Origin of the sequence: Vulcanisaeta sp. JCM 16159 (genome assembly GCF_001316265.1) — an archaeon.
Lineage (GTDB): Archaea > Thermoproteota > Thermoprotei > Thermoproteales > Thermocladiaceae > Vulcanisaeta.
The window spans coordinates 24,492-50,553 of record NZ_BBDN01000010.1; the positions used below are offsets into that span (position 1 = coordinate 24,492).

General features: G+C 47.8%; 31 protein-coding genes and 8 pseudogenes. 12 read left to right on the forward strand and 27 right to left on the reverse strand.

Annotation, left to right across the window (positions count from 1 at the left end; translation table 11 throughout):
- Positions 1–44 precede the first annotated feature (44 nt).
- From JCM16159_RS10020 to JCM16159_RS10040, 5 genes and pseudogenes are all read right to left on the reverse strand, one after another.
- Positions 45–1,045, reverse strand: a pseudogene (locus JCM16159_RS10020) (acryloyl-coenzyme A reductase).
- Positions 1,046–1,087: 42 nt separating this feature from the next.
- Positions 1,088–1,875: pseudogene (gene thiM / locus JCM16159_RS10025) on the reverse strand (hydroxyethylthiazole kinase).
- Between the two features lie 109 nt (positions 1,876–1,984).
- Positions 1,985–3,945, reverse strand: a pseudogene (locus JCM16159_RS19300) (hydantoinase/oxoprolinase family protein).
- 91 nt (positions 3,946–4,036) lie between these two features.
- Positions 4,037–5,214: pseudogene (locus tag JCM16159_RS10035) on the reverse strand (thiolase domain-containing protein).
- A 37-nt stretch (positions 5,215–5,251) separates the two neighbouring features.
- On the reverse strand, positions 5,252–6,409 hold the full coding sequence (locus tag JCM16159_RS10040) for a thiolase domain-containing protein (RefSeq protein ID WP_054857742.1): 1,158 nt from the start codon (positions 6,407–6,409) through the stop codon (positions 5,252–5,254).
- Between the two features lie 109 nt (positions 6,410–6,518).
- Here JCM16159_RS10040 and JCM16159_RS10045 point away from each other — a divergent pair, with 109 nt between their 5' ends.
- The 5 genes and pseudogenes from JCM16159_RS10045 to JCM16159_RS19310 all read left to right on the forward strand — a co-directional run bounded on the left by JCM16159_RS10045 (position 6,519) and on the right by JCM16159_RS19310 (position 9,140).
- Positions 6,519–7,298, forward strand: coding sequence for an A24 family peptidase (locus JCM16159_RS10045; RefSeq protein ID WP_243666577.1), 780 nt, complete (start codon positions 6,519–6,521; stop codon positions 7,296–7,298).
- A 93-nt stretch (positions 7,299–7,391) separates the two neighbouring features.
- Positions 7,392–8,224: pseudogene (locus JCM16159_RS16870) on the forward strand (histidine--tRNA ligase); the annotation flags it as partial.
- A gap of 153 nt (positions 8,225–8,377) precedes the next feature.
- Positions 8,378–8,608, forward strand: a complete 231-nt coding sequence (locus JCM16159_RS16875; protein ID WP_243666621.1) for a His/Gly/Thr/Pro-type tRNA ligase C-terminal domain-containing protein — start codon at positions 8,378–8,380, stop codon at positions 8,606–8,608.
- 41 nt (positions 8,609–8,649) lie between these two features.
- A complete protein-coding gene (locus JCM16159_RS19305; protein WP_367834446.1) occupies positions 8,650–8,898 on the forward strand; it encodes a bifunctional nuclease domain-containing protein in 249 nt (82 codons plus the stop codon).
- On the forward strand, positions 8,898–9,140 hold the full coding sequence (locus tag JCM16159_RS19310; RefSeq protein ID WP_367834447.1) for a bifunctional nuclease family protein: 243 nt from the start codon (positions 8,898–8,900) through the stop codon (positions 9,138–9,140). The genes JCM16159_RS19305 and JCM16159_RS19310 overlap by 1 nt, the downstream gene beginning before the upstream one ends.
- 11 nt (positions 9,141–9,151) lie before the next feature.
- Here the strand turns inward: JCM16159_RS19310 and JCM16159_RS10060 are convergent, their stop codons facing one another.
- From JCM16159_RS10060 to JCM16159_RS10070, 3 genes are read right to left on the reverse strand one after another with little or no spacing between them, the layout of a single operon-like run.
- Positions 9,152–9,562, reverse strand: a complete 411-nt coding sequence (locus tag JCM16159_RS10060; RefSeq protein WP_054853140.1) for a secondary thiamine-phosphate synthase enzyme YjbQ — start codon at positions 9,560–9,562, stop codon at positions 9,152–9,154.
- A gap of 39 nt (positions 9,563–9,601) precedes the next feature.
- On the reverse strand, positions 9,602–9,982 hold the full coding sequence (locus tag JCM16159_RS10065; protein ID WP_054853056.1) for a roadblock/LC7 domain-containing protein: 381 nt from the start codon (positions 9,980–9,982) through the stop codon (positions 9,602–9,604).
- A 52-nt stretch (positions 9,983–10,034) separates the two neighbouring features.
- Positions 10,035–10,637 carry an ArsR family transcriptional regulator gene (locus JCM16159_RS10070; protein WP_054857743.1) on the reverse strand — a complete coding sequence of 201 codons (603 nt, stop codon included), beginning with the start codon at positions 10,635–10,637 and terminating at the stop codon, positions 10,035–10,037.
- A gap of 107 nt (positions 10,638–10,744) precedes the next feature.
- Here JCM16159_RS10070 and rfbC point away from each other — a divergent pair.
- Positions 10,745–11,310, forward strand: a pseudogene (gene rfbC, locus JCM16159_RS10075) (dTDP-4-dehydrorhamnose 3,5-epimerase).
- 126 nt (positions 11,311–11,436) lie between these two features.
- Here the strand turns inward: rfbC and JCM16159_RS10080 are convergent.
- Complete coding sequence (locus JCM16159_RS10080) at positions 11,437–11,892, reverse strand: hypothetical protein (protein ID WP_243666578.1); 456 nt, start codon at positions 11,890–11,892, stop codon at positions 11,437–11,439.
- A 173-nt stretch (positions 11,893–12,065) separates the two neighbouring features.
- On the opposite strand from JCM16159_RS10080, the gene JCM16159_RS16880 reads away from it, so the two are divergent.
- Both JCM16159_RS16880 and JCM16159_RS16885 read left to right on the forward strand, forming a co-directional pair.
- On the forward strand, positions 12,066–12,716 hold the full coding sequence (locus tag JCM16159_RS16880; RefSeq protein WP_243666579.1) for a THUMP domain-containing protein: 651 nt from the start codon (positions 12,066–12,068) through the stop codon (positions 12,714–12,716).
- 20 nt (positions 12,717–12,736) lie between these two features.
- Positions 12,737–13,303 (forward strand): hypothetical protein, encoded by a 567-nt coding sequence (locus JCM16159_RS16885; protein ID WP_243666580.1) that lies wholly within the window; start codon positions 12,737–12,739, stop codon positions 13,301–13,303.
- Here JCM16159_RS16885 and JCM16159_RS10090 read toward each other — a convergent pair.
- Positions 13,304–13,629, reverse strand: a pseudogene (locus tag JCM16159_RS10090) (50S ribosomal protein L21e). It abuts the gene before it with no gap.
- 108 nt (positions 13,630–13,737) lie between these two features.
- On the opposite strand from JCM16159_RS10090, the gene JCM16159_RS10095 reads away from it, so the two are divergent.
- Entirely contained in the window at positions 13,738–14,085 is a 348-nt protein-coding gene (locus JCM16159_RS10095; protein WP_054857744.1) for an RNA polymerase Rpb4 family protein, read from the forward strand.
- Between the two features lie 12 nt (positions 14,086–14,097).
- Positions 14,098–14,661 (forward strand): DUF655 domain-containing protein, encoded by a 564-nt coding sequence (locus tag JCM16159_RS10100; RefSeq protein WP_054857745.1) that lies wholly within the window; start codon positions 14,098–14,100, stop codon positions 14,659–14,661.
- Positions 14,662–14,667: 6 nt separating this feature from the next.
- Here JCM16159_RS10100 and JCM16159_RS10105 read toward each other — a convergent pair whose 3' ends face one another.
- Positions 14,668–15,066, reverse strand: a complete 399-nt coding sequence (locus tag JCM16159_RS10105; RefSeq protein WP_054857746.1) for a translation initiation factor IF-5A — start codon at positions 15,064–15,066, stop codon at positions 14,668–14,670.
- Positions 15,067–15,163: 97 nt separating this feature from the next.
- On the opposite strand from JCM16159_RS10105, the gene JCM16159_RS10110 reads away from it, so the two are divergent.
- Together JCM16159_RS10110 and JCM16159_RS10115 are read left to right on the forward strand one after the other, a co-directional pair.
- The gene (locus JCM16159_RS10110) at positions 15,164–15,991 is read left to right on the forward strand and encodes an NAD(+)/NADH kinase (RefSeq protein WP_243666581.1); all 828 of its coding nucleotides are present in this window, start codon (positions 15,164–15,166) and stop codon (positions 15,989–15,991) included.
- The gene (locus JCM16159_RS10115) at positions 15,981–16,337 is read left to right on the forward strand and encodes a twitching motility protein PilT (RefSeq protein ID WP_243666582.1); all 357 of its coding nucleotides are present in this window, start codon (positions 15,981–15,983) and stop codon (positions 16,335–16,337) included. The genes JCM16159_RS10110 and JCM16159_RS10115 overlap by 11 nt, the downstream gene beginning before the upstream one ends.
- Here JCM16159_RS10115 and JCM16159_RS10120 read toward each other — a convergent pair.
- The 16 genes and pseudogenes from JCM16159_RS10120 to JCM16159_RS19325 all read right to left on the reverse strand — a co-directional run bounded on the left by JCM16159_RS10120 (position 16,331) and on the right by JCM16159_RS19325 (position 26,056).
- Entirely contained in the window at positions 16,331–16,762 is a 432-nt protein-coding gene (locus JCM16159_RS10120) for a 50S ribosomal protein L22 (protein ID WP_367834448.1), read from the reverse strand. The two genes, JCM16159_RS10115 and JCM16159_RS10120, sit on opposite strands and share 7 nt — an antisense overlap.
- Positions 16,693–16,884: a hypothetical protein gene (locus JCM16159_RS19315; RefSeq protein ID WP_367834449.1), complete on the reverse strand. Its 192-nt coding sequence runs from the start codon at positions 16,882–16,884 to the stop codon at positions 16,693–16,695. The genes JCM16159_RS10120 and JCM16159_RS19315 overlap by 70 nt, the downstream gene beginning before the upstream one ends.
- Positions 16,885–16,950: 66 nt before the next feature.
- Positions 16,951–17,784 carry a M20/M25/M40 family metallo-hydrolase gene (locus JCM16159_RS10125; RefSeq protein ID WP_367834450.1) on the reverse strand — a complete coding sequence of 278 codons (834 nt, stop codon included), beginning with the start codon at positions 17,782–17,784 and terminating at the stop codon, positions 16,951–16,953.
- The gene (locus JCM16159_RS19320; RefSeq protein WP_367834451.1) at positions 17,768–18,142 is read right to left on the reverse strand and encodes a M20/M25/M40 family metallo-hydrolase; all 375 of its coding nucleotides are present in this window, start codon (positions 18,140–18,142) and stop codon (positions 17,768–17,770) included. The genes JCM16159_RS10125 and JCM16159_RS19320 overlap by 17 nt, the downstream gene beginning before the upstream one ends.
- On the reverse strand, positions 18,135–18,386 hold the full coding sequence (locus JCM16159_RS16890) for a glycosyltransferase (RefSeq protein WP_243666583.1): 252 nt from the start codon (positions 18,384–18,386) through the stop codon (positions 18,135–18,137). Before JCM16159_RS16890 ends, JCM16159_RS19320 begins: the two co-directional genes overlap by 8 nt.
- Positions 18,383–18,820: a hypothetical protein gene (locus JCM16159_RS16895; RefSeq protein WP_243666584.1), complete on the reverse strand. Its 438-nt coding sequence runs from the start codon at positions 18,818–18,820 to the stop codon at positions 18,383–18,385. Before JCM16159_RS16895 ends, JCM16159_RS16890 begins: the two co-directional genes overlap by 4 nt.
- Positions 18,778–19,095, reverse strand: a complete 318-nt coding sequence (locus tag JCM16159_RS16900; RefSeq protein ID WP_243666585.1) for a hypothetical protein — start codon at positions 19,093–19,095, stop codon at positions 18,778–18,780. Before JCM16159_RS16900 ends, JCM16159_RS16895 begins: the two co-directional genes overlap by 43 nt.
- A 111-nt stretch (positions 19,096–19,206) precedes the next feature.
- Complete coding sequence (locus JCM16159_RS16905; RefSeq protein ID WP_243666586.1) at positions 19,207–20,064, reverse strand: helix-hairpin-helix domain-containing protein; 858 nt, start codon at positions 20,062–20,064, stop codon at positions 19,207–19,209.
- Positions 20,065–20,076: 12 nt separating this feature from the next.
- A complete protein-coding gene (locus tag JCM16159_RS16910; RefSeq protein WP_243666587.1) occupies positions 20,077–20,394 on the reverse strand; it encodes an HTH domain-containing protein in 318 nt (105 codons plus the stop codon).
- On the reverse strand, positions 20,376–20,948 hold the full coding sequence (locus JCM16159_RS16915) for a helicase-related protein (protein WP_243666588.1): 573 nt from the start codon (positions 20,946–20,948) through the stop codon (positions 20,376–20,378). Before JCM16159_RS16915 ends, JCM16159_RS16910 begins: the two co-directional genes overlap by 19 nt.
- Complete coding sequence (locus tag JCM16159_RS16920; RefSeq protein ID WP_243666589.1) at positions 20,915–21,493, reverse strand: DEAD/DEAH box helicase; 579 nt, start codon at positions 21,491–21,493, stop codon at positions 20,915–20,917. The genes JCM16159_RS16915 and JCM16159_RS16920 overlap by 34 nt, the downstream gene beginning before the upstream one ends.
- Positions 21,494–21,547: 54 nt before the next feature.
- Entirely contained in the window at positions 21,548–21,760 is a 213-nt protein-coding gene (locus JCM16159_RS10140; RefSeq protein ID WP_054857749.1) for a hypothetical protein, read from the reverse strand.
- Positions 21,757–22,671 carry an FAD-dependent oxidoreductase gene (locus JCM16159_RS10145; RefSeq protein WP_054857750.1) on the reverse strand — a complete coding sequence of 305 codons (915 nt, stop codon included), beginning with the start codon at positions 22,669–22,671 and terminating at the stop codon, positions 21,757–21,759. Before JCM16159_RS10145 ends, JCM16159_RS10140 begins: the two co-directional genes overlap by 4 nt.
- A gap of 26 nt (positions 22,672–22,697) precedes the next feature.
- Complete coding sequence (locus tag JCM16159_RS10150; RefSeq protein WP_054857751.1) at positions 22,698–23,633, reverse strand: homoserine kinase; 936 nt, start codon at positions 23,631–23,633, stop codon at positions 22,698–22,700.
- Between the two features lie 123 nt (positions 23,634–23,756).
- Positions 23,757–24,713, reverse strand: coding sequence for a thiamine pyrophosphate-dependent enzyme (locus JCM16159_RS10155; protein WP_367834457.1), 957 nt, complete (start codon positions 24,711–24,713; stop codon positions 23,757–23,759).
- Between the two features lie 96 nt (positions 24,714–24,809).
- A pseudogene (locus JCM16159_RS19325) lies at positions 24,810–26,056 on the reverse strand (pyruvate ferredoxin oxidoreductase).
- Positions 26,057–26,062 lie beyond the last annotated feature (6 nt).

Below are 26,062 nucleotides of genomic sequence, written 5' to 3' on the forward strand. Positions count from 1 at the left end.
AATTAATTCAATAAAATATAAATTTATTCGTATGAATTAATGAATTAAGGCTTAATAAGTACCTTCCCAATCCTAGAATTATTTCTCATAAAATCCAGGGCATCACTAAACTTGTCCAACGGATATGTGGCAGCACGATGGGCCTAACCAACCCCCTACTCAGTATTCTAAGTGTCTCGGCAACGTCAGACCTATTAGACCTGACATTGCCGATGACAACCACGTCCTTCAATATCAAGTAACCAAGCCTCAGCGGATAGCTCTCATCAGGGTTCACATTCCCAATCACCACCACCCTACCCCCGCTACGCAGGCTCTTTAGCGATTCATCAAGTGTGGGCGTCCCCACGGCCTCTATAACCACATCCGCGCCAACACCATTGGTTAAGTCCTTAACAACCTTACTAAACCTCTGCTCGGTAATAACGTCATCCGTGAACTGCCTAATGAACTTGGCCTTGTCTGGCGACCGAGTAACCGCAATAACCCTAGCGCCCAGCGCCTTGGCTAATTGAACCGCGTGAATACCGACACCGCCACTTGCGCCGGTCACAACAACGGTCTCACCATGTGTTAACCCGGCCCTCTTAAGTCCCTTATATACCATGGCTATTACGCAGGGGACAAGCACAGCCAACTCGTCGGGCACCTCATTGGGAACCTTAACCAATGCATTGCCTGAAACCCTCGCATATTCCGCGAAGAACCCATCAACGTTCTCACCATAACTAAGCGCATTGATGCAGTATGAATCGAGACCGCGCATGCAGAATTCGCAGGTGCCATCAGGCTCATGTAACAGCGGCACAACCCTATCGCCTGGCTTAAACCTCGGATCCCTAGACTCAATCACTACGCCGACAGCCTCATGGCCCAAAATAACGGGGTACTTCATGCGCGGGTAATAACCAGCCAATTGGAGTAGGTCTCGGTAGCACAGGGCAGCATAATTTATCTTTATCAGTACATCACCGTCATTAAGCCTTGGCATCGGTACATCACGCACCTCGTACTTACCCCTTTCATAAATAACGACTGCCTTCATTAATTAATAGCAGAATTACCGCGTTTTAAGGAATTACCCTGCCTATTCCTTAAATTCAACCCTGGCTAGTTCATAATCATCGGGCTTCATGTTATATAGCTCATCGACGAGGTTCACCATCAATGACGCCGGGCCAAAGGATCTCTTCTCGGCCTTCTCTGCGGCTACCTCGAACGTAACTAAGCCCTCCACCGAGGCGATTAGGAAGTCCCTGTTCACGGCCATGAAGCTTGCAATTACTGAACCAACCATACAGCCACTACCCGTTATGTACTGTAGCATTGGTGTTCCATTACTAACAATCGCGGTTCTCCTGCCGTTAGACACGTAGTCCCTGGCCCCGTGATCACGGCAGTGACGCCGTACTCCCTAGCCAACTTCTCAGCAACCTCAGGGCTAGCCTCGCCCAGCGAGTCCACACCCTTAACCATGCCAGACACGCCGGCCAAAGCCATCATTTCACCGCCATTCCCCTTAAGCACACTAACCTCGACCTCGTTGAGTATCTTGAGCGTGGTCTCGGTCCTGAGCCTAGTGGCACCAGCACCGACTGGGTCTAGGAGCACAGGCACGTTATTCCTACTCGCGGCCTTACCAGCCAGTATGAAGGACTCTATCCACCTATCATCGAGTGTGCCAATATTTATGTAAACGACATCAGCCCTTGAGGCTAGTTCCTCAACCTCCTCCCTGGCATGGGCCATTATTGGTGATGCGCCTACGGCAAGGGTTACATTCGCGGCATTATTCATAACCACATAGTTCATTAGGTGATGAATTAGGGGTCTCTTTTTCCTGATGTTTTGTAGGTCATTCCAGTAGTTGATCATCGCTTGTTCAATAACATTCTTATTAATAAACACTAAGTGTTTTATTCATTAATTTAGGACCCTGGACAAATAATTACTCGCATAAAATAATTCAACACCCGGCGACACATCAGTGGTTCATCCTAACCTCCCCATGATTTCCAACAAGAGCCTTCCACCCTGGTGGAATAATTATTGTTGAACCATATTCCTCAATTATGGCTGGCCCCTCAATGGCCTGGTTTATCGGTACGTCATCACGCCAGTAAATAGGCGCCTCAACCCAATCATCAAAGAACACCCTCCTAAAGTTCCTCGGCCTAGCCTCGCCCTCGGTCCTTGGCGCCTGAACCTTGGCTTAACTCTGGTTATTACCGCGAATACTCTAATGGTAACGACCTCAATAGGCTTATCCAACTTAAAGCCGTATGTCGCATAGTGCCTATCATTGAATACCCTCTCAATATCACTCATGCTCGCCGGCCTACCAATAGGTATTGTTAACTCCCAACCCTGCCCAACATACCTAACATCCGCATACCTAAGGAAGTAATCAACCCTACCTAACCTACTAAGCAACTCATCCTCAAGTCTCCTAAACCCATCCTCAAGATCCCTTGGGAATGACGACCTAGCCTCAAACCTCTCATCAGCCATTAACAGGCCAAGGGCGCTGAAGGCACCTGGCTCAGGCGGCACGATCACGGAGCCAATCCCCAACTCCTCAGCTATGTAGGGCGCGAACTGGGGACCCGCACCACCAAATGCCATTAGAGCGAAGTCCCTTGGGTCAAGACCTCTCTCGACGGTCACAAGCCTAACAGCCCTAGCCATCTCAACAACCGCAAGCCTAATGGCCTCAAGGGCCACGTTGATGGGGTCGCCAAGCCTCGCCAATCCCTTAATCGCGGCGTCCCTATCAAGCCTCATCTCACCACCGAGCAGGTACTCACCGATCCTTCCAAGGACCACGTTAGCATCAGTCAGCGTTGGTTCCTTACCACCCCTACCATAGCATATAGGCCCCGGATCAGCCCAGCACTGATGGGGCCAACCCTAAGGCCCCCGCCTCGTCACGCCAAATAATAGTCCCACCGCCACTCGAGACCTCAGCAAGGTCAATGAACGGGAACCTAACTGGGTAGCCACTACCCTTGACTAGCCTCCCGTGGTGAACCTCACCGCCAACCTCATACTCAGTCGTGACCTCAGGCTCATGCTTGAGTATTGAGGATGCCTTAGCCGTGGTACCGCCCATGTCAAAGCCAATGACATTCTCAGCACCAATTAACTTAGAGAACTCCGCAGCAGCCACAGCACCAGCTGCGGGGCCGGACTCGATTAATTGAACGGGCCTCTCCACAGCCTCATTTGCATCCACGAGACCGCCCGCGCTCGACATTATGTAGAACTTACTAATACCAAGCTCCTTAAGGCCCTCGGAGAACCTTGCTATGTACTCACTGACTATTGGCATGAGCGCTGCGTTAACAACGGTTGTTGATGTTCTCTCATACTCCCTAGGCTCAGGGGCTATCTTACTCGATAAACTAACGTACTTGAAGTACTTCCTAAGTACGCCACCTGTAACCTCCTCATTAACTGGGTTAATGTATGAGTGTAGGTATGAAACAGCCACGCTAATGACTCCCATCGACTTAGCCTAATAGCGTACTCCTCAACCTCGCTGGGATCGACGTGCTTAGCCACCGTGCCGTCAGCCAAAACCCTCTCATCAACCTCAAACCTAAGCTCCCTAGGGATCAGGGGCCTCGGCTTATCGAAGAAGAGGTCGTAAAGCCTAGGCCTATTTTGACGGCCAATCTCAATAACGTCCCTGAAGCCCCTCGTAGTGAACAAAGCCACCTTGGGGATCTCAAGCCCGACCTGCCCAAGCAGGGTATTAGTGCCTATGGTCGTCGCATGAAGAACCTCGGAAATAGATTCCCTAACCCTCCTTAAGCCCTCGAGTACGGCAACCTCGGGACTCCTCGGAGTACTGAGGGCTTTGATCGAGTATATAGTCCCATCATCCCTGAGGATCACGAAATCCGTAAACGTGCCACCAATATCAACTGCAACGACCACCATATATAATCAGGGTGTGAAATTACCACAATATTATTTATGTTTTTACCATGCGTATATTGAGTAAATAAAATAGAAAATGAACAAAACAGTTTTACACCCTCATTACCACTACTGTGCTTGCCTGCATTAGGTCGCCCCAGGCGTGGGCTAGGCCCGTGTATACGGGCTTCTTCACTTGCCTCTTACCTGCCTTCCCGACCAATTGCCAGTAGATTTCGGCCACCTTCATTACACCGGCAGCGGCTATTGGATTGCCAACACCGAGTAACCCACCGATGGGTTTATTGGTAAGTCACCATCTCTGGGTGACACCTCCTTAGTTAGTTTTGGAGCCTCACACTTCTTGGCAAGTCCAAGCCCCTCCATGTGGTGCAGCTCCTTATAGTCGAATGGGTCATAAACCTCCGCAACGTCGATTTCCTTCCTCGGGTTTGTTATGCCAGCCATTTTATAGGCCATCTGGGCGGCCACGTTGGCGTACTCGGGGAATGCCAAGTCCCTGTTGGTCCAGGACGTTGTGTCCAGAGCCCATCCAACTCCATCAATCCAGACCGGCGTGTCCGTCTGCCTCCTGGCAATGTCCTCACTGGCTACCACGAATGCTGCTGCTCCATCGCTTGCAGGCGATATGTCGAGTAATTGGACGGGCCAGACCAAGACTTCGCTCCTGAGCACGTCATCTACCGTTATGTTAGCGGCCACCTGGGCCGCTGGGTGATCAAGGGCATTACGCTTATTCTTAACGCTGACCAGGGCTATATCCTCCTTCTTAACACCGCACTTATACATGTACCTATGCATTTCCATCGCGAATATCCAGATTAGGTTCGGCTGGAGTGGTACCTCGGTCACTGGGTCCCAAATGTACCTAAACACGGCCTGTGGATGCGGTATATCCGCGTTGCTCATTTTCTCCTCAGCAACCGCCAGCACAGTCCTGCAGTGCCCACTGGCCACGTGCCACCAGGCGGCTATTGGGACCATCACGCCGGTAGCACCGCCAACGAAAACCCTCATTGTCGGCTTACCAACACCGCCAGCCCCATCAGCCAGGTACTCACCCTTCATGTGAACCCCATCAAATGTGTCCGGCGCTGAGCCGATGACTACACAATCAATATCCTTAAGCGTAAGCTCCGCCTCATCAAGTGCCTGCTTAGCCGCTATCCAGGCAAGCTCCTTGGGCGTCTCGAGCATCCTCCTTCTAAATAACGTGAGTCCTGCACCGATTACTGCGGGCCTATGCTTAATGTAAATGTTCCTACTCATAGATTACCACCCATGCTTGCTTCTTAAGCATTACCGATCACCTACTTAACACGGCGACGACGCTTGTCGTGGTCGGCACACCACGCCATGAATGAACAACAGCCCTCTCAGCCCTATCCAACTGCATCCTACCAGCCTCACTCCTCAGTTGTAGTACTGCATTAACTAACCTGGCGAGACCATGAACCTCGAGTGGAACGCCCTCACCAAGTGCGCCGCCGCTTGGGTTTACTGGGAATAGGCCATCCCTATCAAAGGCTCCCTCCAGGAGTAGTTTATGGGCCTCACCAATAGGGGCCAGCTTCAGCGCCTCAATGAATTGCAACTCCTTGAAGCTGTACCTTGCATCAATTTCTGCAAAGTGAAGTTCCTTAATTGGGTCCTGAATGCCAGCCATTTTATACGCTGCCTCGGCAGCCCTCATCGCGTGCACTGGGAATTCCCAGTTATGGAATTCGAGGGATGGGTCCTCAGTAATCCAGTGAATCCCGTCAACCCACACGGGCGTGTCTGTGTACCTCCTTGCCACATCCTCGCTGGCTAGAACTACCACTATGGATGCATCGACAAATGGTGCGATGTCCAACTTAGTTAATGGTGATACGGTGTATGGCGTATTAAGTACCTCGTCCATTGTTAGGTTGGCGCCGTAACTAGCCTTCTCGTTATAGAGGGCATTTCTCTTATCTTTAACTACCACGTAGGCCAGGGCCTCCCGAGGCACGTTATAACGCGACATATATGCCTGGGCCTCCAATGCGGCTAATGCGTGGTAATTGGGTGTGTTTATTGCCCTTATGGTTATTGGATCCATGGCAAAAAGCATCACATCATGCATATTGGCAATGTCGCTGGGCTTCGCGTGGGACTCAGCAACGACTACGTCGAACTGCCCAGTCTTAATTAACATGTATGCATTAGCCACGCACTGAAGCCCATCACCGGGTGTTGTGAATACGGGCTTTAACGTACCACCGATGGGCTCTGGCGCGAATTCGTCGGCTATGGCTATACCCTCCCAAAAGTCCTCCTGGCAACTGGCGAAAGCGTCGACATCAGTCCTTGGGTTTAAACCGCCGGCATCCTCATAGGCGCGGGTTGCGGCTTCGAACATCATCTCCCTAAATGATGTCTCCTCAACCACAGGCCTAAACCCGTACCAACCAACCCCTATAATCGCAACCCTCCTTGACATAGTAATTATGGTGCCAGGGACCTTTTAATTTATTACCTACATACCCGTTGTTAACTCACCAAGCATTAATCTTAATAACTCCAGCCAGGTTTTAATTAATCGTAAATTCATGGTAAATCCATACGCATTGCTCATGATGGATTACCTAGTGGTAGTTTTGATTCAAATTGCGGCCTCTGCGCAGGATTTAAGGACTAGGGAGATTAGTGATTGGACGTGGATAATAGGTTCAATAATATGCATACCGCTTGGCTTGTACGTGGCCATCGCACTAAATCAATTAATCCTATTCATCATTAATGTGGTTATTGGTTCGATATTCGCATTGTCGGTTTATTGGTTGAGGGCCATGGGTGGTGCCGACTCTAAGTCCATAGCCTTCATATCGGCCTCAATACCCACACTACCCATGACCAGCCCAGCACTAACTGTAATAAATATCACGCCATTATCAGTACTGATCAATTCATTAATCATAGCCCTAGTTATATACATGCCCTACAATGTAATTCAAAACATTAGGTACGGCAGTAATTGCGAGGCCTTATCCAGGGTTAAGGGGCTCAGCAGGATAATATACCTGGTGATCCTCATGTGTGTACCAGCACATAGGGTCTTTAGAAACCCCAATAATTACGCAATATCCCAGGAACTCGCTGACGGTGGTTTCCAACCAGTGATTAGGCTTGGTCTTGAGGTTGATGATCCCAGGGAATTACTAATTGAGTGGTTGTCCCAGCAGGATCAACGTGGACACGCCAGTGCTGACTTCATATCACATACCATTCATAGTGCCCATAACCCTCGGCCTAGTAATGTACATAATAACCCATGCAAACTTCCTAACGCTTGCTCTGTCCTCACTATGAACACGAAAATTTTTATTTAACCGCTGTATCGGTGATCTGTGGTATTTGATGACAAGGACCTAAGGCCTGTCAGGGGAATGAAAGACCTAACGCCCGAGGAGTACTACCCAATGATGCAGATCTTCGATAAACTGGCCAGGGTCGCCGAATCCTTCGGTTACCTAAGGGTTGAGACACCGGCCCTGGAGCACTATGAAATACTTAAGGCCAAGGCCGGCGAAGACGTAATTAACGAGATCTACTACTTCAAGGATAAGGCCGGTAGGGAGGTTGGGCTTAGGTTCGACATGACCGTGCCTGTGGCCAGGGTCGTGTCGTACAGGGTTGATGTGCCGAAGCCGATCAGGTGTACTACATAACGAAGGTCTGGCGTTATGATGAGCCGCAGCACGGTAGGTATAGGGAGTTTCACCAATTCGGTATTGAGTTTATAGGTTCCTCAAGTGTTAGGGCTGACGCTGAGGTCCTTGCAGTCGGTGTTGAGGCGCTCAGGGCGCTCAATATTGGTGATTTCAGGGTTAGAATCAACGACAGGAGGGTAATTGATCAAATACTTGGCAAATTGGGCATTTCCAATGACCTTAGACCTGGTGTTCTCAGGATAATGGATAAGAGGGGTAAGGTGCCTGATGATGAGTTACTAAAGATGCTGAGGGATCTCGGGTTAAATAATGACACATCTCAGGAGGTCCTTAAGCTAGCCGGCACTAGTGAGGGTATTGATAAGGCCATTGACTCATTTAGGGAATTTGGCGTTGGCGATGAATTCATTAAGTACTATAGCGAGTTAATAGAGCTTCTTGACATGTATGGCATACGCAGTTACATGGACCTTGACATGGGCATTGTGAGGGGCCTCGATTACTACACGGGCATAGTCTTTGAGATGTACGTACCGGATTATAAGCTGTCAGTGGGGGGTGGCGGTAGGTATGATAACCTAATCGAGATCTACAGCGGTAAGCCAATGCCAGCCTCGGGATTCGCCATGGGCATTGAGAGGTTACTCGAAGTCCTTGAACAGAGGGGTTCGCTTAAGCGTGGTCTTCCGCAAGTTGATTACTACGTGTATGTACTTAGCAACGAAAGGAACCACTTGATGCTTGGTTATAAATTAGCGAGTAATTTGAGGTACCGTGGCAGTAAGGTCATTGTTGACACGGGTGAGAAGAGCCTTAGGAGTGCCCTTGAGTATGCCTCCAAGATAAACGTAAGGTACTTCGTGATAGTGGGTCCCAAGGAGGTTTCCCAGGGTCTCGTTAAGGTTAGGGACATGAGCAGCTGGAGTGAAAGGGACGTCCCACTTACTGAGTTCGGGATTAATGCCTAGGGTAAATAAGTAAATAAAGGGGTTGCTTAAATATCAGTGTAATGGTTAGGGAGGAAAGTTCAGGTAATTCAAAGTACCTAAAGGCGGACCTTCTCGATGTAATTGAAATACCTGAAGAGGGCGTCGCAGTTATGCTGTTCACAACAGAGGAATGGGATGACAAGGTACTACCCATAAGGATCGACATAACCGCCTCATTCTCAATAAAGAAGGCCTTGGGACTGGTGACCTTTCATAGGCCATTAACCCATGACCTACTCGTTGACTTAATAAATAGCTCGATGCCGTAGTGGAGAGGGTGACTATAGATGCCATGATCGACGGTGTCTACCTAGCCACAATATTTGTAAAGGATAACAGGACGAACGAGACCTTCCAACTCGACGCTAGGCCCAGTGATGCCACCGCAATAGCCGTGAGACTTGGGGCGCCTATATACGTGGCTGACCACCTCGCGGCTTATGCAGAGCCACTTGAGAATTACAGGGAGTTGAGAGCGAGGTATGGCTTCAGCTTTAACAAGAACCTATGAATTACCCGGTACTACTCACCAATAGCCACAAGAACCATGCGCCTATTCCTAGGCCCATCGAATTCTGCAAGGAAGACCTCTTGCCATGTTCCGCGAATGAGTTCGCCATTAACGATGGGTAATACATAGAATTGCTTAAAGATTGTTGTCAGTAAGTGGGCGTCTGCGTTATTATCAATCTCATTATGAAAGTAATTGCCATCGGCAGGTACTAACCTCTCGAATAGGTTCTCGTAATCCCTCCTTACCCGCGGTTCATCCTCATTGGCGAATAGGGCCGAGGTTGCATGCGGTAAAAATACAAGTACCATTCCATTCTTAATACCTGACTCCCTAACGAATTCCTCCACATGGCTTGTTACGTTAATAACCTCCCTACGTTTCCTACTTTGTACGGTAACCTCCTTGGTAACAACCCTCATACTACCCAGATACTATCACGCACTTAGTAAAACCTTACTTCATAATCGTCTCAACTGCTTCTTAATCGTGGAGATTAACCTCTCCAACTCAAGCATTGTGAGACCAATCGTTGAGTCATCACCACCCTGAACCAAAACGCCAATCACGAAGTTATCAACCCTCTTAATCACTATGTAACCCGCGCGGGCTTGAACAATTGAGTGGTTTGAATCCTCATTCAGTAACTCCTTACTAACCCTGTCACCCACGGCACTCAATGACGCGATCATGGCGGCCACGCGGTCCGGGTCAACATTAATCCTAGACGCGTGGGCGATTAAAAGCCCATCTAGTGACGCTATGTAAACACCGCTGATGCTGCCCACTGTGTTCAGGAAGTCCTGGACAATCTTACCCATTGGTTCCTTTATCTCCTCCATACGCTCTATCTATTTTCTTCTGGGGAGAATATAAATATAACTTTCAATTCGCCTACCTCCTAACAACGATCCTCCAACCACCCCTCAACCTCTTAATCAAATCCCTCCTAACCAACTCCCTAAACAACTCCACATAAGTCTCACTAGGCTCGGCACCCCTTAGTTCAATCCCGTACCTCCTCGCCAAGGACTTAACATTATTGACGCATGCCTGCCTGAGCGGGCAGGTTGAGCAGTAGTTGGTTAGGGGCTCGCCGTTTATTACCACGAGTCCGTGAATTGGGTCTATGAACGCGCCCTTATTCATCAATATACTGAGTATTATCTCCCCATTAACGTCTTTGACCTCATAAACAACGTAAATCCGACCACTCGGTAAGTACCTACTACCCTCCTTAACGACCCAGCCTGAGTTGAGGAGTCTCCTTAAATGTCTCGATAACTTACCCCTCTGCAACCCAGTCCTCCTCATTATCTGTGTGAAACTATTATTACCGCCTATTACTGTGAGCATTATCTCCAGGTTAATATTATCAAGTATTGCATTGAAGTCCCTCTCTCTCATCAGCACGTACTCACTATCGTAACTGGGAATAGCAACCCCGCCCTTTCCATTCAGTGTCACTATTATCTCGGGCTTAATGACAGCATTCATCAAGTCAATGGCTAATAACCGACTTATTAACCATTTTCCAAAAACCAAAATACCTAATAAGGTCCATGAGGTACTCCTTATTAACTCAGCAATTGCACATGGGAAGTATGCCATTTAGGAGTTTCGTGAGGCTTGAGATACCTGACGTAATACTCGTAGAGCCCGTGGTATTCCCAGACATAAGGGGCTTCTTCGCAGAGCTCTACAAGAGGACTGACTTCCTAGCCGGTGGTGTGCCCCACGACTTCGTCCAGGTAAGCCTAAGCAAGTCAAGACGTGGTGTCGTACGCGGACTACACTACCAACTCAAGCCCATGGAGCAGGGAAAACTAGTAACAGTGGTCAAGGGCCGCGTGGTTGACGTGGCAGTCGACGTCAGGAGGGGCTCTCCCTGGTTCGGTAAGTACGTAATGGTGGAGCTCTCTGCGGACAACCCAAGCTTCTCTGGATACCGCCAGGCTTTGCCCATGGCTTTCAAGCCCTTGAGGATGACACGCTATTCCTATACCTACAGACCAAGGAGTACAGTCCACAGCATGAGAGGTGTATTGCCTGGAATGACCCTGAAATGGGCATACCATGGCCGATTAGGGAAAACGTGATAATCAGTGAGAAGGACAGTAAATGCCCACCACTTAGGCAGGCAGAGACGAACTTCGATTACCCAATATGATCAGCCCTCACACGCATCATCACTGTTAAATCAGTGATCACTAATCATCACAACAAAGCTTAATATGCGGTCCCTTAAATAGTAATTGCAATGATGAGTTGAACCCACGCCGATCGATGGCGAGGCCTAAACCGGCTGAGGTGGTTCCTTAATGATCACTAAGGGTTCGCCAGAGCCTATGTAATGCTTGATCCACTTATTTCTTAAGGCTATGTTCAGTCCAGGGTCTAAATGCGGCTTCACGGTCTTTATAAACCTGGCTATTGATTCCTTCTCGTGGATCACCAGGTAGAGTTTACCGTCATTGCCGGGAAATACATTGCTATTAATACCCAGGAACTTCAATGCAATCCTCAATGCAAGCCCCAGTGATTTATTCGGTATCCTAATGCTGAGTACGAAATTGGGGACATCAAGGCTGGGTTCTGGGTCGATTAATTCCCCATAAAAGTCATAAAGCCCTCTGAACAATTTAATCCAATCATTAACGTTGAAAAACATTAGTAACCTGGTTGGTTTCTGCAGGATTTTACTTACCTCATCGCATAGACTACCTGTTGCATTGAGAATGTTATTACTCATGGTGATCCCCGGTTCCAATGACCTCGCGTAGTCAACGGCGTCAGAAAAGCCTCAATGCTTCTCCACCTCACTGAGCACTCGTTCATGAAGGCGCCAATTAGGTAAGGGTTCACGAAGAACCTCTTAATTATATGCTTTAATATACTTATACTACGTCCAGTATACGCGTTGGTATGAGTATTGAGAGGGCCATGGACATACTGAGGAAGTACCCACTATGCAATCACTGCCTGGGTAGGTTATTCGCTAGATTAGGCACAGGGCTTGATAATGAGGAGAGGGGTAGGGCGATTAAGGACTACCTATTAATGAGGATTCATGAGAGGATATTAAATGAGGGACTAAGCGATGAGTTGCTCAATGATATTAAGGCACTGGCGATGAGTGGTCATGAACCAAGCATAAAATTCCTAAGTAATATGGGGATTAATGTATCGCCGGTCAAATGCTACGTGTGCGGCGACAACATCTTCACTAGGCTTAATGAGTGGGCCGATAATATTGCGAATAGCCTTAGGTCCCTTGGTATTGAGTTTAGGTCCTTTAGGCTTGGTAGTAAGGTGCCGCTGGATATACTGAGTAGGGAGTTAAGTATAACCACCGAGTTCAACGTATCGAGTGCTGAGTCCATCAAGCGCGAGATAAATAGGGAGTTGGGTAAGAGGGTCTCAGCAATACTCGGCGTACCATTCAATAGGGAGGAGCCTGACGTGGAGGTGGTCATAGACATTAACACGGGCTCCGTGGAGACGCAGGTAATGCCAATATACATATTGGCTAGGTATAGGAAGGTACATAGGCTAGTTAATGGGGAGGGCAGGTAAGGTGGCCCATTGATAGGGTAATGCAGGCCTATGGGGCTAAGGACGTGGTAATACACACAGGCGGTGAGGACCCAATGGGCACAAGAGTCCTTGGTAACGGTAGACCAGTAATACTGCAGGTAATTAGGCCCAGTAAGAGACCCGGCATTAATGATGTTTACGCATTACTTAGGGATTCAGACTATGACATTATGCTTGACAACCTATCCAGGGTTAGGGCCTCCGCAGTTATTAGGATGAAGGCTAGGGTCAGGGATTACGTAATTACGTACAGGGTCCTGGCAATTACGGATAACCCAGTCACCGACGATAACATTAAGTCGCTACGTGACTACTTCAGGAATAGGCAAGTGGTTCAGGTGTTTAGGCGTGGCCGTAGGGTTAGGAGGAGGGTTAGCATGGTTTACGAGCTTGATGGTAGGGTTGTTAGGGGTAGGCTTGTGGAGTTCCTGGTTAGGTGCCAGGGCAACCTATACATTAGGGGTTTTGTACATGGTGGTTTCGGTGATGTTGAGCCGAGTATTGCCGGCACGCTGGGCTTTGGTATTAGGCCTATCGAGGTTGATATACTCGGCATAAGTGATTGATCATGATGCGGATGCCTTAGTCTCGGTGGATTGGGCCTTGAAGGGTACTATGTGGTCGGGGGTCGTTATTATGACCTTCCTCTTGCCGCCAATGTATATCTCGATCTCGTAGGCCTTACCCCTCCTGCCGATTATTGTGCCTACCTTGCCTGGTACCTCCTGTGAGGTGCTGTGGTTACGAATGTTGGGTCTATGTCAATTACGACCTTATCACCGACATTATACTCATAGAGCCACCTGGAAATCCCTGGCCTACCCTTCTCCCTGGGCTTCTTTGTCAGTAGCTTCCTTGACTTGTAGCGTAGGCCGTGTGTTCGGTGCACGATGAACCCCAAGCACCACAATTCTATGGAGTATTTAAGCATTCCCCTCATTAATGATCTATGTTCACCAATCCTTAAATTTAAATAGGGATTTTTATTAGGGATTTAATTGTGGTTAAGCGTATCATTAATTCTGAGGATATTTCCATGCCCGAGGCACTCAGGATTCTCGAGGAGAAACTAATCAGTGTTAATCCTGGGATTACCAACGAGGTGGTCAATAACACCCTGGACTACCTCAGGAAATTCTCTAAGGTCGGTTCTGACAAGGCTAGGGAATTAATTTCGGAATTGATGAAGAGGTTTGGTCTGGCTAGGTTAACAGCAATTCAGATAGTTGATTTAATGCCTCAGACTGCCGATGAGCTTAGGGTATTACTCGGGGCCGAGAAGAGGGAGTTTAGTGATAAGGATGTTGAGGAGATCCTGAACCTACTGAAGAGCGCCAGGGGTTCTTAAGGGGTGTTCTGAATGGTTAAGAGGGAGGACTATGCATACGTACTTGACGTAATACCTCCGGAGCAAATGCTCATTAAGGACCCGTCCCTCATCAAGAAGGGTTTTCCAAGGAATGAAGCCTATGTGCAGGCCATTGGTGAGCAGTACTTCACGCTCCTTGAGTTAACGCTTAAGCCTAACGCCACTGCCGAGGTTGGTGAGAGGGTTTACATAGGTAGTGGGACTAGGGATAAGGTAAATAAGATTGTCAGGAGGATTAACTACGATGAGTTAACGAATGAGGCCAAGAACGCGCTCCCCGAGGTTGTTGCCAAGATTGTTAAGGCCCAGGAGAGTAAGTTCGTGGACTTCTTCAATAAGGCTGGGCCAATAACCCTTAAGATGCATAGTCTCGAGCTTCTCCGGGGCATTGGCAAGAAGACCCTTTGGCAAATACTTGAGGAGAGGAGGAAGAAGCCCTTCCAATCCTTTGATGATATAAAGAGTAGGGTTGGTATCGACCCTGAGAAGTTAATTATTGATAGGATATTGAGGGAACTGCAGGGTGCTGATCAGTATAGGATCTTCGTTAGTTAATTTTAACTACCTAACCCTAATAATCTTCCTCCGCCCAGCAATATCCCAAACCTCAACCTCAACGCCCGGCTCGATTTTACCCTTAATATCTTCCTCAATTTGATTCTGCGGAACCTCAAACGTTGTATAGTTCCTCAAATCCATCAACTGCCAGGAATCACCGACCTTAGCCACGACCTGGGCAACGAACTTCTCAATAATCGGCACCTCGACCTGGGCATCGGCAGGCACTATTAGGGTCCTCTTAACATTATCGAAGACGCCAATACCCACAATCCTCACCTTGGCAGAGCCATGCTTACCAGTCTTGCTCTTTTCAACCTCGACTATCTTGCATGGTTCCCCATCAATCATTAGGTAACTGCCCTCCTTCACAGAACCTGCCTCCGTCGGCTTCGTTGACATACAAGTCGATATACCTAAAGCTAATAAAAGGTTTTCTATCGAGTAATTCCCTGAGAAATTACTTATTAATTCACCTATCTGCATTAACCTGGTATTAATGAGGATAATGATTTATATTGGCAAGTACGAGGATTATGCATTGGCGAAGTTGATAATCAATAGGCTTAGTAGTAATGGCGTAGAGATAGTGGCTGCCAGGGACGTGGAGGTTAAGAACCTCGGCGTACCGAGATGGGACGGCGCTCAAGGCGTTGATATAGCCATGGTAATTGGCGGAGATGGGACAGTACTAAGGTTTTTACACGAAATTATTAATTCCACGGACATACCCATATTTCATGTGGGTACTGGCAGGGTTAATTACCTGAGTGACGTGAGCGCCAGGGAGTTACCCCAGGTTCTTGATAAGATAGTTAAGGGTGAGTATACGATTGAGGAGAGGCTCACGTTAAAGGCTATTGCCGTGGACTTCGAGTGCACTGCGTTAAATGAGGTCTTGGTTAAGGGCGTTGATCCTGGTCACTTAATAAATGTTACGATTGTTGAGAATAGCGGTGAGGAGTTAATAAGGGCTAGGATGGATGGCGTCATAATAGCGACGCCCACGGGCTCCACGGCATACGCACTAGCGGCAGGGGGCCCGGCTGTCGATATTAGGTTGGCCGTGAAGTTAATAGTACCCCTAGCGCCCTTCTCCAGGGCCTTGGTCCCCATTATACACCCATACGAGATACCCATTAAGGTATTAACGAGTGAGGTGCTCACATACTCTGTGACGGCATTGTTGCGCAGAGGGGTGCCGAGATACGTATTACGCCGGGTGACCGGAGGGTTAGGTTTATCAGGACTCGTCAGTATAGGATGTATGATAGGTTGTTTAGGAGGTTATTCATACCATGAGCCCTGGGGATACTGTGATACTTGACACATCGGCGATACTTCATATGAGGGATTTACGCCCATTAATGGATATGGGCGACCTGGTGACTACGAATTACGTGATCAGCGAATTAAGGGATGCGAGGGCGGTTGTTATACCTGAAATACTAAATATAAGCGTTTATGAGATTAGTGAGGATGAGGTTGCCAACGCCCGGAGGAATTACCACATACCGAGGTTACTAAGTGATGCCGATGTTTCATTAATAGTCCTAGCCATGAGACTGAGGAATAAAAATCCACTGGTGATTACCGATGATTCAATGTTAATAAAATTCCTTAGGAAATTGAAGATTAGATATTCAGTGGTTTTCCTGAGAAGGCGTCAGTAGGGCCTTGGCCTTAACTTGAGCTTCCTTGGTGCGTTCTCCTCAGGTATCTCGGCACCGGCCAACTCTATCGTTACGGTGTCCTGAAACCAGGGTGTTGACCTACCGAAGGCCCTGGGCATGTAGTTCCTGATCTTACGACCCTTATGAACGGCAGCATGGACAATGACCACATTATCAACATTGAGACCCCTATAATTGGCATTGTTCTCGAGGTTCTTAAGAACCTCCAGGTATGCCCTGGCAACCCTAACGGGCCACTTGGCCACTGGCCAGCCCTCCCAGGGCGTTGTGTGGTGTGCCTGCTTCTTGGTGAACCTCCTTATTGGTATTGGGGCCTTCATCTTAATGACGTTATTCAGGTACTCCTCGGCCTGCTTAATGGTGAAGCCCCTAATGAACCTGGCGACCTCAACAGCTTCTTCCAACTAATCCTATACTCATAGCCAAGGGCCTTAACCACTTGGTCCTCGGTAATACTCGCTCCATAAGTCTCCCTAACCCTCCTTATGATATCCTCCGCATCAATGCTCCAGTCAATCCTAGCCATACCCAAACCAACGCGAGTAATGCAATATAAAAATATTTACCTACCGTAATTCACGAGGCAAATAACCTACACGTCACTATAGACCTCCTTGATCAATTGTAAGTATACATATATGGACTTAATAATGTCATTAACCTCTACGTACTCGTCAGGTCCATGGGCACTGTTGATATTGCCAGGTCCATATGTCAATGCGTCTATGCCGGCTCTCTGTAAGTAACGAGTGTCAACAGGAACCCTTGATACGCCTACCCTGGGACTTATACGTAGTACATTACCTATGGCATTAATCAACTTATTTAACAACCTTGATCGGTCATTTAGTGCCGATTCTATCTTACTTACTACGTAAATATCTATGGCCGATTTAATACCGCCCCTTAACTCGTTCATGTAATTTATTAATTCATTAAGTGCTGTCTCAACATCCTCGTTTGGTAGTATCCTTCTATCTATTGAAAATTGAAAGTAATCAGGCACGAGATTACGAGAATTACCACCCCTAACGAAACCTCCTAATGTAATAGCCGCCCCCTCGCCCATGAACTGCCTACCCTCAATCCTAGGCTTCAACTCCTTAATTAATGCATAGGCCTCCCTAACGCCGTCCTCGAAGGCATTAACTCCATACCAAGGCTGCGCGGCATGGCTTGGTATGCCCCTAACAATAACATCCAATTGTAGTATTCCCATACTACCAATCCACACCGTGTCAAGCCCAGTGGGTTCTGCTACTATGGCATAATCAGGCTTACTAACCTGGTCGATGAGGTAATTAACGCCTGTTAAGCCGCCGATCTCCTCATCTGGGGTGAAGGAGAATTCGACACACCCATGAAAGTCCTTAGCTTCACTAAGTTTCTTTGCTAGTAATACCAGGCTGTCACACCGCCTTATCATCAGACGCGCCTCTACCGTAAATCCTATCATTAATAAGAACGGGCCTAAAGGGTTCCGTAATTAACCAGCCTCCCCCTCCAGGAACCACATCATAGTGGGCATTAAAATGAATCCTATGGTCCTTGGAATTACACAGTTCAGCCATTAGTATGTATCTTGGGTAATCAATATACTCAGGATAATACCTCTCAATCACTGGCTTAGGTACCTCGATTATCCTCGTACTCAACCCAAAGTCCATTAACAACCTATCTAGGTAAGTTACGATTTCCAGGTAATTCTCGCCAGGCGGTGCTACCGTCCTCAGCCCAATTAGGTCCATTAATACGTTAATTGCCTGCCTAGTGAGTTCACTCATCTTCACTTAATTCATTATATATTGCTAATAATTCCTTACCAACAATACCCGGTGAGTGCCTTTGGGTAACAATAGCCTTAGCCCTGGCGCCAAGCTCCATGGCGTAATCAGGGTAGTTTATGAGCTCCTTAGCACCATCCAGGAAGCACTTAACGTCATCGACCTCGCACAATATGCCGCCGTCACCAACAACCTCGGGCACCGAATCCACGTTAGACGCGACGACGGGTATCCCCATACTCATAGCCTCAAGTGCTGTGAATCCATAAGCCTCACCCTGGTTGGGAAGAGAAGTACGTCAAATTCGGCCATTAACTTAAGTAGTTCATCCCTCCTCATTGGACTGTGGTACTCAATACCCTCAATCCTCCTTGGGCTTTTACCAACATAAACCTTCCTAACATGCCTTGGTAATTTAGACATTACGTTCTCTGCAATATCACCACCCTTTCTATGGTATTCAACGCCGACGAAGCCCACTGTCATCTTATTATCGATTTTCCTAAAGCTCGTCCTCATTGGCGGTGGCACAACCCTAACGTCCCTAAACCCCTCCTCCTCAAGGCCCTCCTTACTCCATTGTGTCCAGGTTATCACTACCACGTTATCCCTATTGAATAAGTACCTAAAGGTCTTTACAGCAAGCCCATATAGCGAGTCCCTCCTTGATTTGCCCATGTACTTCTCGAAGAAGTTGAATATTGGTTGGTCAATTTCCTGAACCAGGGTGTGCGTGGTATGAATAGGTTCAGGAAGAATGCATGGGTTAGACCCTTAATCTTAAGGGAGTATATGGGCTCTATTATGGCCTTGAGAAACCACTTTGATGAATTAATTGTTTCATTAGCAACTTTATAACTAATGCCTGGGGGTGGATATTCAAGTCTCAGCCTTACCCCAGTCCTCATTTCCCCAGAAACCCTATTCCTACTTACTATAATATTTACAAGCATAGATTAGGTTGAATAGACACAGGATTATTATAAATATTTAATTTCCCTTTGCAATTCTCTGTCACTCATTATTAGTCTCACGTTAGTATGGCGTAGCCGCTCAACAATAAGTTAGAGGTAATCAAGCAATGAACCACGTCTCCTATTATAACCCGATTTACTGCCCTCTTGTTTCGTAACCTCCACCGTTGATGATTTCATTACTTTACCCTCCTTAATTAATTTCCTGGCCTGCTCAACTATCGAGTGGGCAAGCTTATCACCAAAACCCCTAATAGTGCTTATGACCCTCGGATCCGCATTGGCTAAGTCCTCAATGCTCCTGAAGCCAGCATTATAAAGTGCCCTAGCTCTGGCCCTGCCAATGCCTTCGAGGTTTGTTACGAATTCGATCAACTCATCTTTAACGCCGTATGTCAACCTCCACCTAAGTATGTTCAGTCTCTCCTCATGTCTTCTCATGTTGAGGGCATTGGCAAGCTTAGTCACCGCGCTGGCTAACCAATCCATCAAGTCACTATATACTCTCAAATCACCGGGTCCCACGTCATAGTTCTTATACAGCTCATCCTCAGAAACCTCGTTAGCCCAGTCAAGGAGCATCACTGCGGTCTTCACCGTGGAGAGGTAATCCTCAACCTCCTCATCCTCAAACTCCCCGTTCTCAATCTCATCCCTAGTAATTGGTGGCTTAATCAATAGGTAATCCCAGTTATCGAGTACGAGTTCCAGGTAATCCTCAATCTCATTCCTCCTAACCCTCAGCCTCGGCACCTCTGGTGACTGAACAATTAAGTGAACGTAGCCTAGGTTGTTAGTCTCATCCCTAGTCCTAAGTCCACGAATATAGGTATTCGCTGTGTACGGGTCCAGGTATAGGTTATTTAGTAATGAACAGTGCTGTTGCGGATACGTAATCATCCCTCCTCTCAAGGAACCCCGACTCAACCAGAAAGTTAATGATGTCATCTACCCTCCTCCTCAACAGGTCTCTAAGGAATTCATTCCTGTGAAAGCCACCTTGCACGTAACCGAGGTTGATGATATGAACCTCATCACGTCATCAATGCTTGAGGCATAGCCACTGGCTATTGCCGATAGTATGTGCGTGGCCATGTTCTTATCAGTCAGGAACTTGGACTTTATGTCCTCAACCTTAGCACCTATATAGTTCCTAATTAGGTAATCAACCTCATCCTCGCCCCTGGCAATGAGTATAGCCTCGCCGTACGGGTCAAGCCCAGGCCTACCGGCCCTACCAGCCATCTGCTTGTACTCCATCACGGGGAGCTCCTCCATGCCAATGCCGGCTCGTACCTCCTATACTCATGGATAATAACCCTCCTCGCCGGTAAATTAACGCCTGCGGCCAGTGTTGTTGTCGCAACAACGACCTTGATCAGCCTATCCCTAAAGGATGATTCTATGATTGTCCTGGTTTCCATGTCGAGACCAGCATGATGAAACGCAACACCGCATCTAACAGTTTTCGATAACTCCTCACCAAGCAACTTGGATTGGGAGGCCTCGATTATTGCGCCAGAAATCCTCGCTAATGTGTTAGGTTCTATGAGCTTTGTGCCGTAATTGCATACGTAGTGGGCGATTTGCTGGGCGAGCTTGACGGTGTTTGCCCTTGAGTTAGTGAATACAAGAGCTTGACCACCATTAATTATCGTATCCATCACAAGCGTTAATACGGGATTGCCCAAGTCCTTAATAGTCTCCCTGGACCCATCAGCATAGTAAATAACTCCATCATAGTACACACCCTCTCTAAGCTTCACGGGTCTCCAATCAGAGATCACGAGTTCCGCATTTAGGTAATTTGCGACCTCTTCGGCATTACCCACGGTAGCCGACAGGGCAAGCATCTGGTATTAAGACCCAGTGCTTTTACCTTTGCAATTATTGATTCGATGGTTGGGCCTCTCCTATCATCATCAATATAGTGAATCTCATCAATAACCAAAACACCGACCTGCCTAAGCCACTCAGCCCTATGTCTCAGTATGCTGTCGAGCTTCTCATACGTGGTAACCACTATGTCATAATTCATGAGCCAGGCATCCTCCCTATCATACTCACCGGTTGTTACGGCAATCCTAACGCCGAGTCTCTCGTAAATCCTCAAGTCCCTGGCCTTCTCGTAGGCCAGGGCCCTCAGTGGTACGGCCATTATTGCCTTAACATTTCTCGTAAGCACGGCATTTACCATTGCCAATTCAGCCATTAGGGTCTTCCCAGTGGCTGTGCTTGTGCACATGACGATGTTCCTACCATCAAACAAGCCCTTGCGCACGGCCTCCTCCTGCGGTGGGTAAAGTTCCTGAATGCCTCTCTCCCTAATTATGAAATCCCTCAATATGTCTGGAAGCGGCAAATCAGTAACGCGCAAACCAATCAACCAATTACCAATCTTCAACAGGATTAATAAAGAGTTAAGGCCTTATCAAACGCATAATTCATGGGCCTCAGTATCAATATCCCAAGTACTCGGCCAATTACCACCAAACCTATCAATTAGGTATGGCCTTGCGTAGTCAGGCCATGAACCATCAAGCACGTAATTAGTAACGGCCAGGGCGAGGGCAGGGCCAACCTCGGCCCCATACCCATTAAACCCACCAATAAGGAGTAGTCCATCATTGATGGTGCCAATCACAGGTCTCGTGTCTGGTGTTCCCTCGCAATAACCAAACCTGGAACCAATGAGCCTGGCCCTACCGAGCCTGGCTCTAACCTTTTTTTTCTGACCTCGTCTAGGAAATCATTGTCGACACCCCTCTCCCTGCCTGGTTCCGTGACCTTAAAATTGCCATCACCGCCAACGATTATCGAAAGCCTCAAACCGCTTAATGCATTATCGAACATGGAACCAAGGGGTCTCACGTAAATGCCGAGAACGTAATCATAAATTATATCATTCACCACCCTACCAAGGAACGCCGCTGCTTGGCACTTATAGGGCAGTAATGGCACCTTTAAATTGGCGTTCTTAATGATCATGGAATTCCAAGCACCAGAGGCAATAATTACGTAGTCACCACGGAACTCTCTACCATTTACCAAAACCTTAATGCCACCATTAACAAACTTAATACTTGCGAAGCCATTAACGTAGTTGATGCCCTTGATCTTACGAACCCTACTTATTAATAATGGGTAATTAACGAGGTTATCACCATTACTACTAAGTATGTAAACCTCCTCTTCACTAACCCTCTTGATACCGTACTCACTTACGTCGCTTATGATTCGCGTACTTGCCCCAGCGTCATGCCACATACTCATTATTTGCTTGGTATCGTTATAGCACGTAGTTGGTATTATCGTGATCGAATCCACGGGTCTCAACACGTTGGTCCCAACTTCCCTGGACAATTCCCCATACACATCCTCACTGATCCTTGCCAGCCTTATGTCCTCAGGAAACCTCAGGAGCTTTGAGTGGATAAGTGGGAACCTTGGCTTTTGTAGGTCTGAGTTTATCAGTGTGACGTTTACATTCCTCGAACTAAATAAGTACGTGAGCACTGTCCCTATAACACCTCCGCCAATTATCACGACATTCATGCACTGTCCAGACCTGGAATTAGGTATTAAGTATTAAGTTCTTTGCAGGGTATTTCATGAACGCCCACATTACTCGGCCGCGTAATGATTAATATATAGTCCCTCAATCCACCTTTATTCAGTAATTCACTTATTCGGTCTTTAGGCGGTTCACGGTCAAAGACCCCGAATAATGATGGACCAGCGCCGGACAACGCCACACCAATCGCGCCAATCCTTAACAGGGTATCCTTAACCACTTGGTAGTGTGGGTAGAACTTGGCCCTTATTGGTTCAACGATTGAGTCACCCATCAACGCCTTACCGAGTATCTCCCTATTATTCGTTATCAATGAGTAAACTAGCATGGATACATAGGCCGAGTTATTCTTGAGGTCCTTCATGTCCACGGCGCTCGGCAACACCCTACGCATTTCCCCCGTACTCACCTTACTACCGGCCAACACAACCGCAAGCCAATAATTACTGGGCACCTCAACCTTTACGAAATCCCCAGTCACAGGGTTAATAATGACCAAGCCACCCAGCAGGGACGCAGCCACATTATCCATGTGAGGAACACCAGCCGCCGCGGTTTCACCTGAGGCCGCGATGTTTATTAATGACTTATAATCAAGGTTAGCGCCCAATAACTTATTCAATGCGTAGGTTAGGGCTGCAGCGTCAGCACCACTACTACCTAAACCGCTTGCTGGTTTAATTTCCTTCTTAACGATAACCCTTACACTGAATTCAAGCCCCGTAACCCTCCTAAACTCCTCAATTACTGGGTAAAGCGTGGTAGCTCTATAATCGCTTGGTAAATAATGTGAGTAACTTCCAACGAATTTGATATCGTCATTACCACCCCGTCTTACTTCCACGTAGATATCATCGTATGGTTCTATAATGGCAAGCGACATTATGTCAAATCCAGGTCCTAAATTGGCTATAGAGGCTGGGCTCCTAATACATATTGGCATTGTTAATAAATACGGTACCTATTTATAATCATTAACCTAGGCGGGCACACTAGAGTATTTAATGCACAGTGCATCCATGCAAGGATTTTAAGCCTTAATATTGATTCGTTGATCAGCGAATTATTACTGCTCTGGGTATGGTAACTCCTTCATTAGCGGTATTAAACCAGGTATTAACCACTTCTCCCACATCTCATCAACCTTCCTCTGTATGTACTCAATATCCTCATCCGTTAGGTGCTTAAACCTCGTTTGTCTCCTTAGGTACTCCTTAACGGGCTTCCTCTTAATCTCGCCACTTGCTATTCTAGCACTCGTGCTCGTTAGCTTGAACTTACCATCCTCTATCTCGAAGAGCGGCCATATGCCTGTTTCGACTGCCAATTTACCTATTTCATGGCTGTACTTAGGGTCGAAACCCCATCCCTTGGGGCATGGGTCTAGGGTGTGTATGAACGTTGGTCCACCAATCTCCAGTGCCTTCCTCACCTTGTTGTATAGGTCTATTGGGTCTGCCGCTATTGCCGTGGCCACGTACCTAACCTCCGGGTGCCCAACGGCCATCATTGCGGCCATGTTCTTCTTCCACCTATACTTCATTATCCTGACCTGCTTACCGCTTGGGCTGAAGGTTGTCAGTGCTCCGTATGGTGTCATTGTTGTTTCCTGTATATCCGTGTTTGCGCTGGATTCGTTATCATACATAAGTATTAGGAAGTTATACTTCGTATGAGTCAGCGCATTGGAGACCTCCGACAGCCCCGCATCTGCGCAGCCTAGGTCACCACAAATGCCTATCACGTTTATCTTTTCATTGGGCAGCTTACCCTTCTCCATAAGTGCCTTCAACGCGGCTGCCGTACCAACCACGGCCGACCCAGTCCCAGACAGTTGGGTGTGTATCCAGGGTAGCGCCCAAGCCGTTGTGTAATACGTCGTGTTGGCAACGTACATGCACCCAGTCGCTCCAATAACAATTGTGTTAGGGCCTGCCGCCTTGGCAACCCACCTAAGGACCATTGCAGACTCACAGCCCTGGCAGGTCCTATGCCCAGCATCAAAATACTCAGTCTGAGCCATCTGTAGTAGGTCCTTGACCGTCCTGGCGAGCTTGATCGATATTGTCACACCCAATCACCCCATACTCTCCTTATAGATTTTTCTTCTATCTCCATTTTACTCTCTAACTCCATACCAAATCACCCTCTGCTCAACCATACCTTTTCTAGCTGCATCCAAAGCCATATTGAACATATTAATCGCATCGTTATAACTAATCTCCCTACCACCAAGACCACCAATGAAGTTCATCATCAATGGCCTATGTTCCGCCTCGTACAATGCACTCCTAATCTCCGTGAAGACAGCACCACCATCAAATGGCGAACCAAAGGAGTAGTCCCTATCCACCACAGCTACAACCTTAACGCCACTTAGATAGCGTATGATGTCCTCTGTTGGGAATGGTCTGAACCACCTAATCCTCAGGAAGCCGACCCTCTCGCCCTTAGCCCTCAACCTCCTAACAGCCTCCTTAATTGGCTTAGAAACGGTACCCATGCCTACCATGACGACGTCCGCATCCTCAACCATATACGGCTCAATGAATGGGTTCCCATAGTCCCTACCGAAGATCTTCGCGAAGTCCCTATAGGCCTCCTCAATAACCTTCCTCGCATTCTTCATTGCCTCATCCATTTGCTTCCTAAGCTCTGTAACCCAGTCCTCATTGACTTGCGGTGCCACGCTAATCACATTGCTTGGATGTAGCTTCCTATTGCCCAGGTCGTATGGTGGTAGGAACTTCTGAACCTTTGACTTGGGCGGTATCTTAAACACGTGCTCACTATGCGTCAGGAATGCGCCGTCCATTGAGATGCCCACGGGAAGCATGACCCTCGGATCCTCAGCAACCCTGTACGCAATTAACGTGGTATCCAGGGCCTCCTGGGCTGTATCAACCCAAACCAGTAGCCAGCCCACGTCCCTTACCATTAATGCGTCATTATGCTCAACACCGTATGCGCCAGGGTCGTCCAGAGCCCTATTGCCTATCAAGGCAACCACTGGTACCTATCGGTGCTTATGGCCACGATGGCCTCAATGGCCAGTAACCAACCAACACCGCTTGACCCAACGAATGTCCTGGCGCCAACCGCGGATGCGTGTTTTACGATCTCGAATTGATCATGCTCGTGAGCAGCCACTATGTACTCAGCCTTCATGTAGCCATCAGCTATTAACCTAGCCACTGTCTGCATGACACCGCCATAGGGCCTTATTGGGTATGCCGATGTTACGTCAATGTCGGCCAGCATTAATGCATAGGCAACGGCATCGGTGCCCGTGCCAACGACCTCCACCTCCTCATCTCCCTTAAGCACTGCCTCGAGACGCTTGGATTCGAGTGCGGAGACGGACATGCTCCA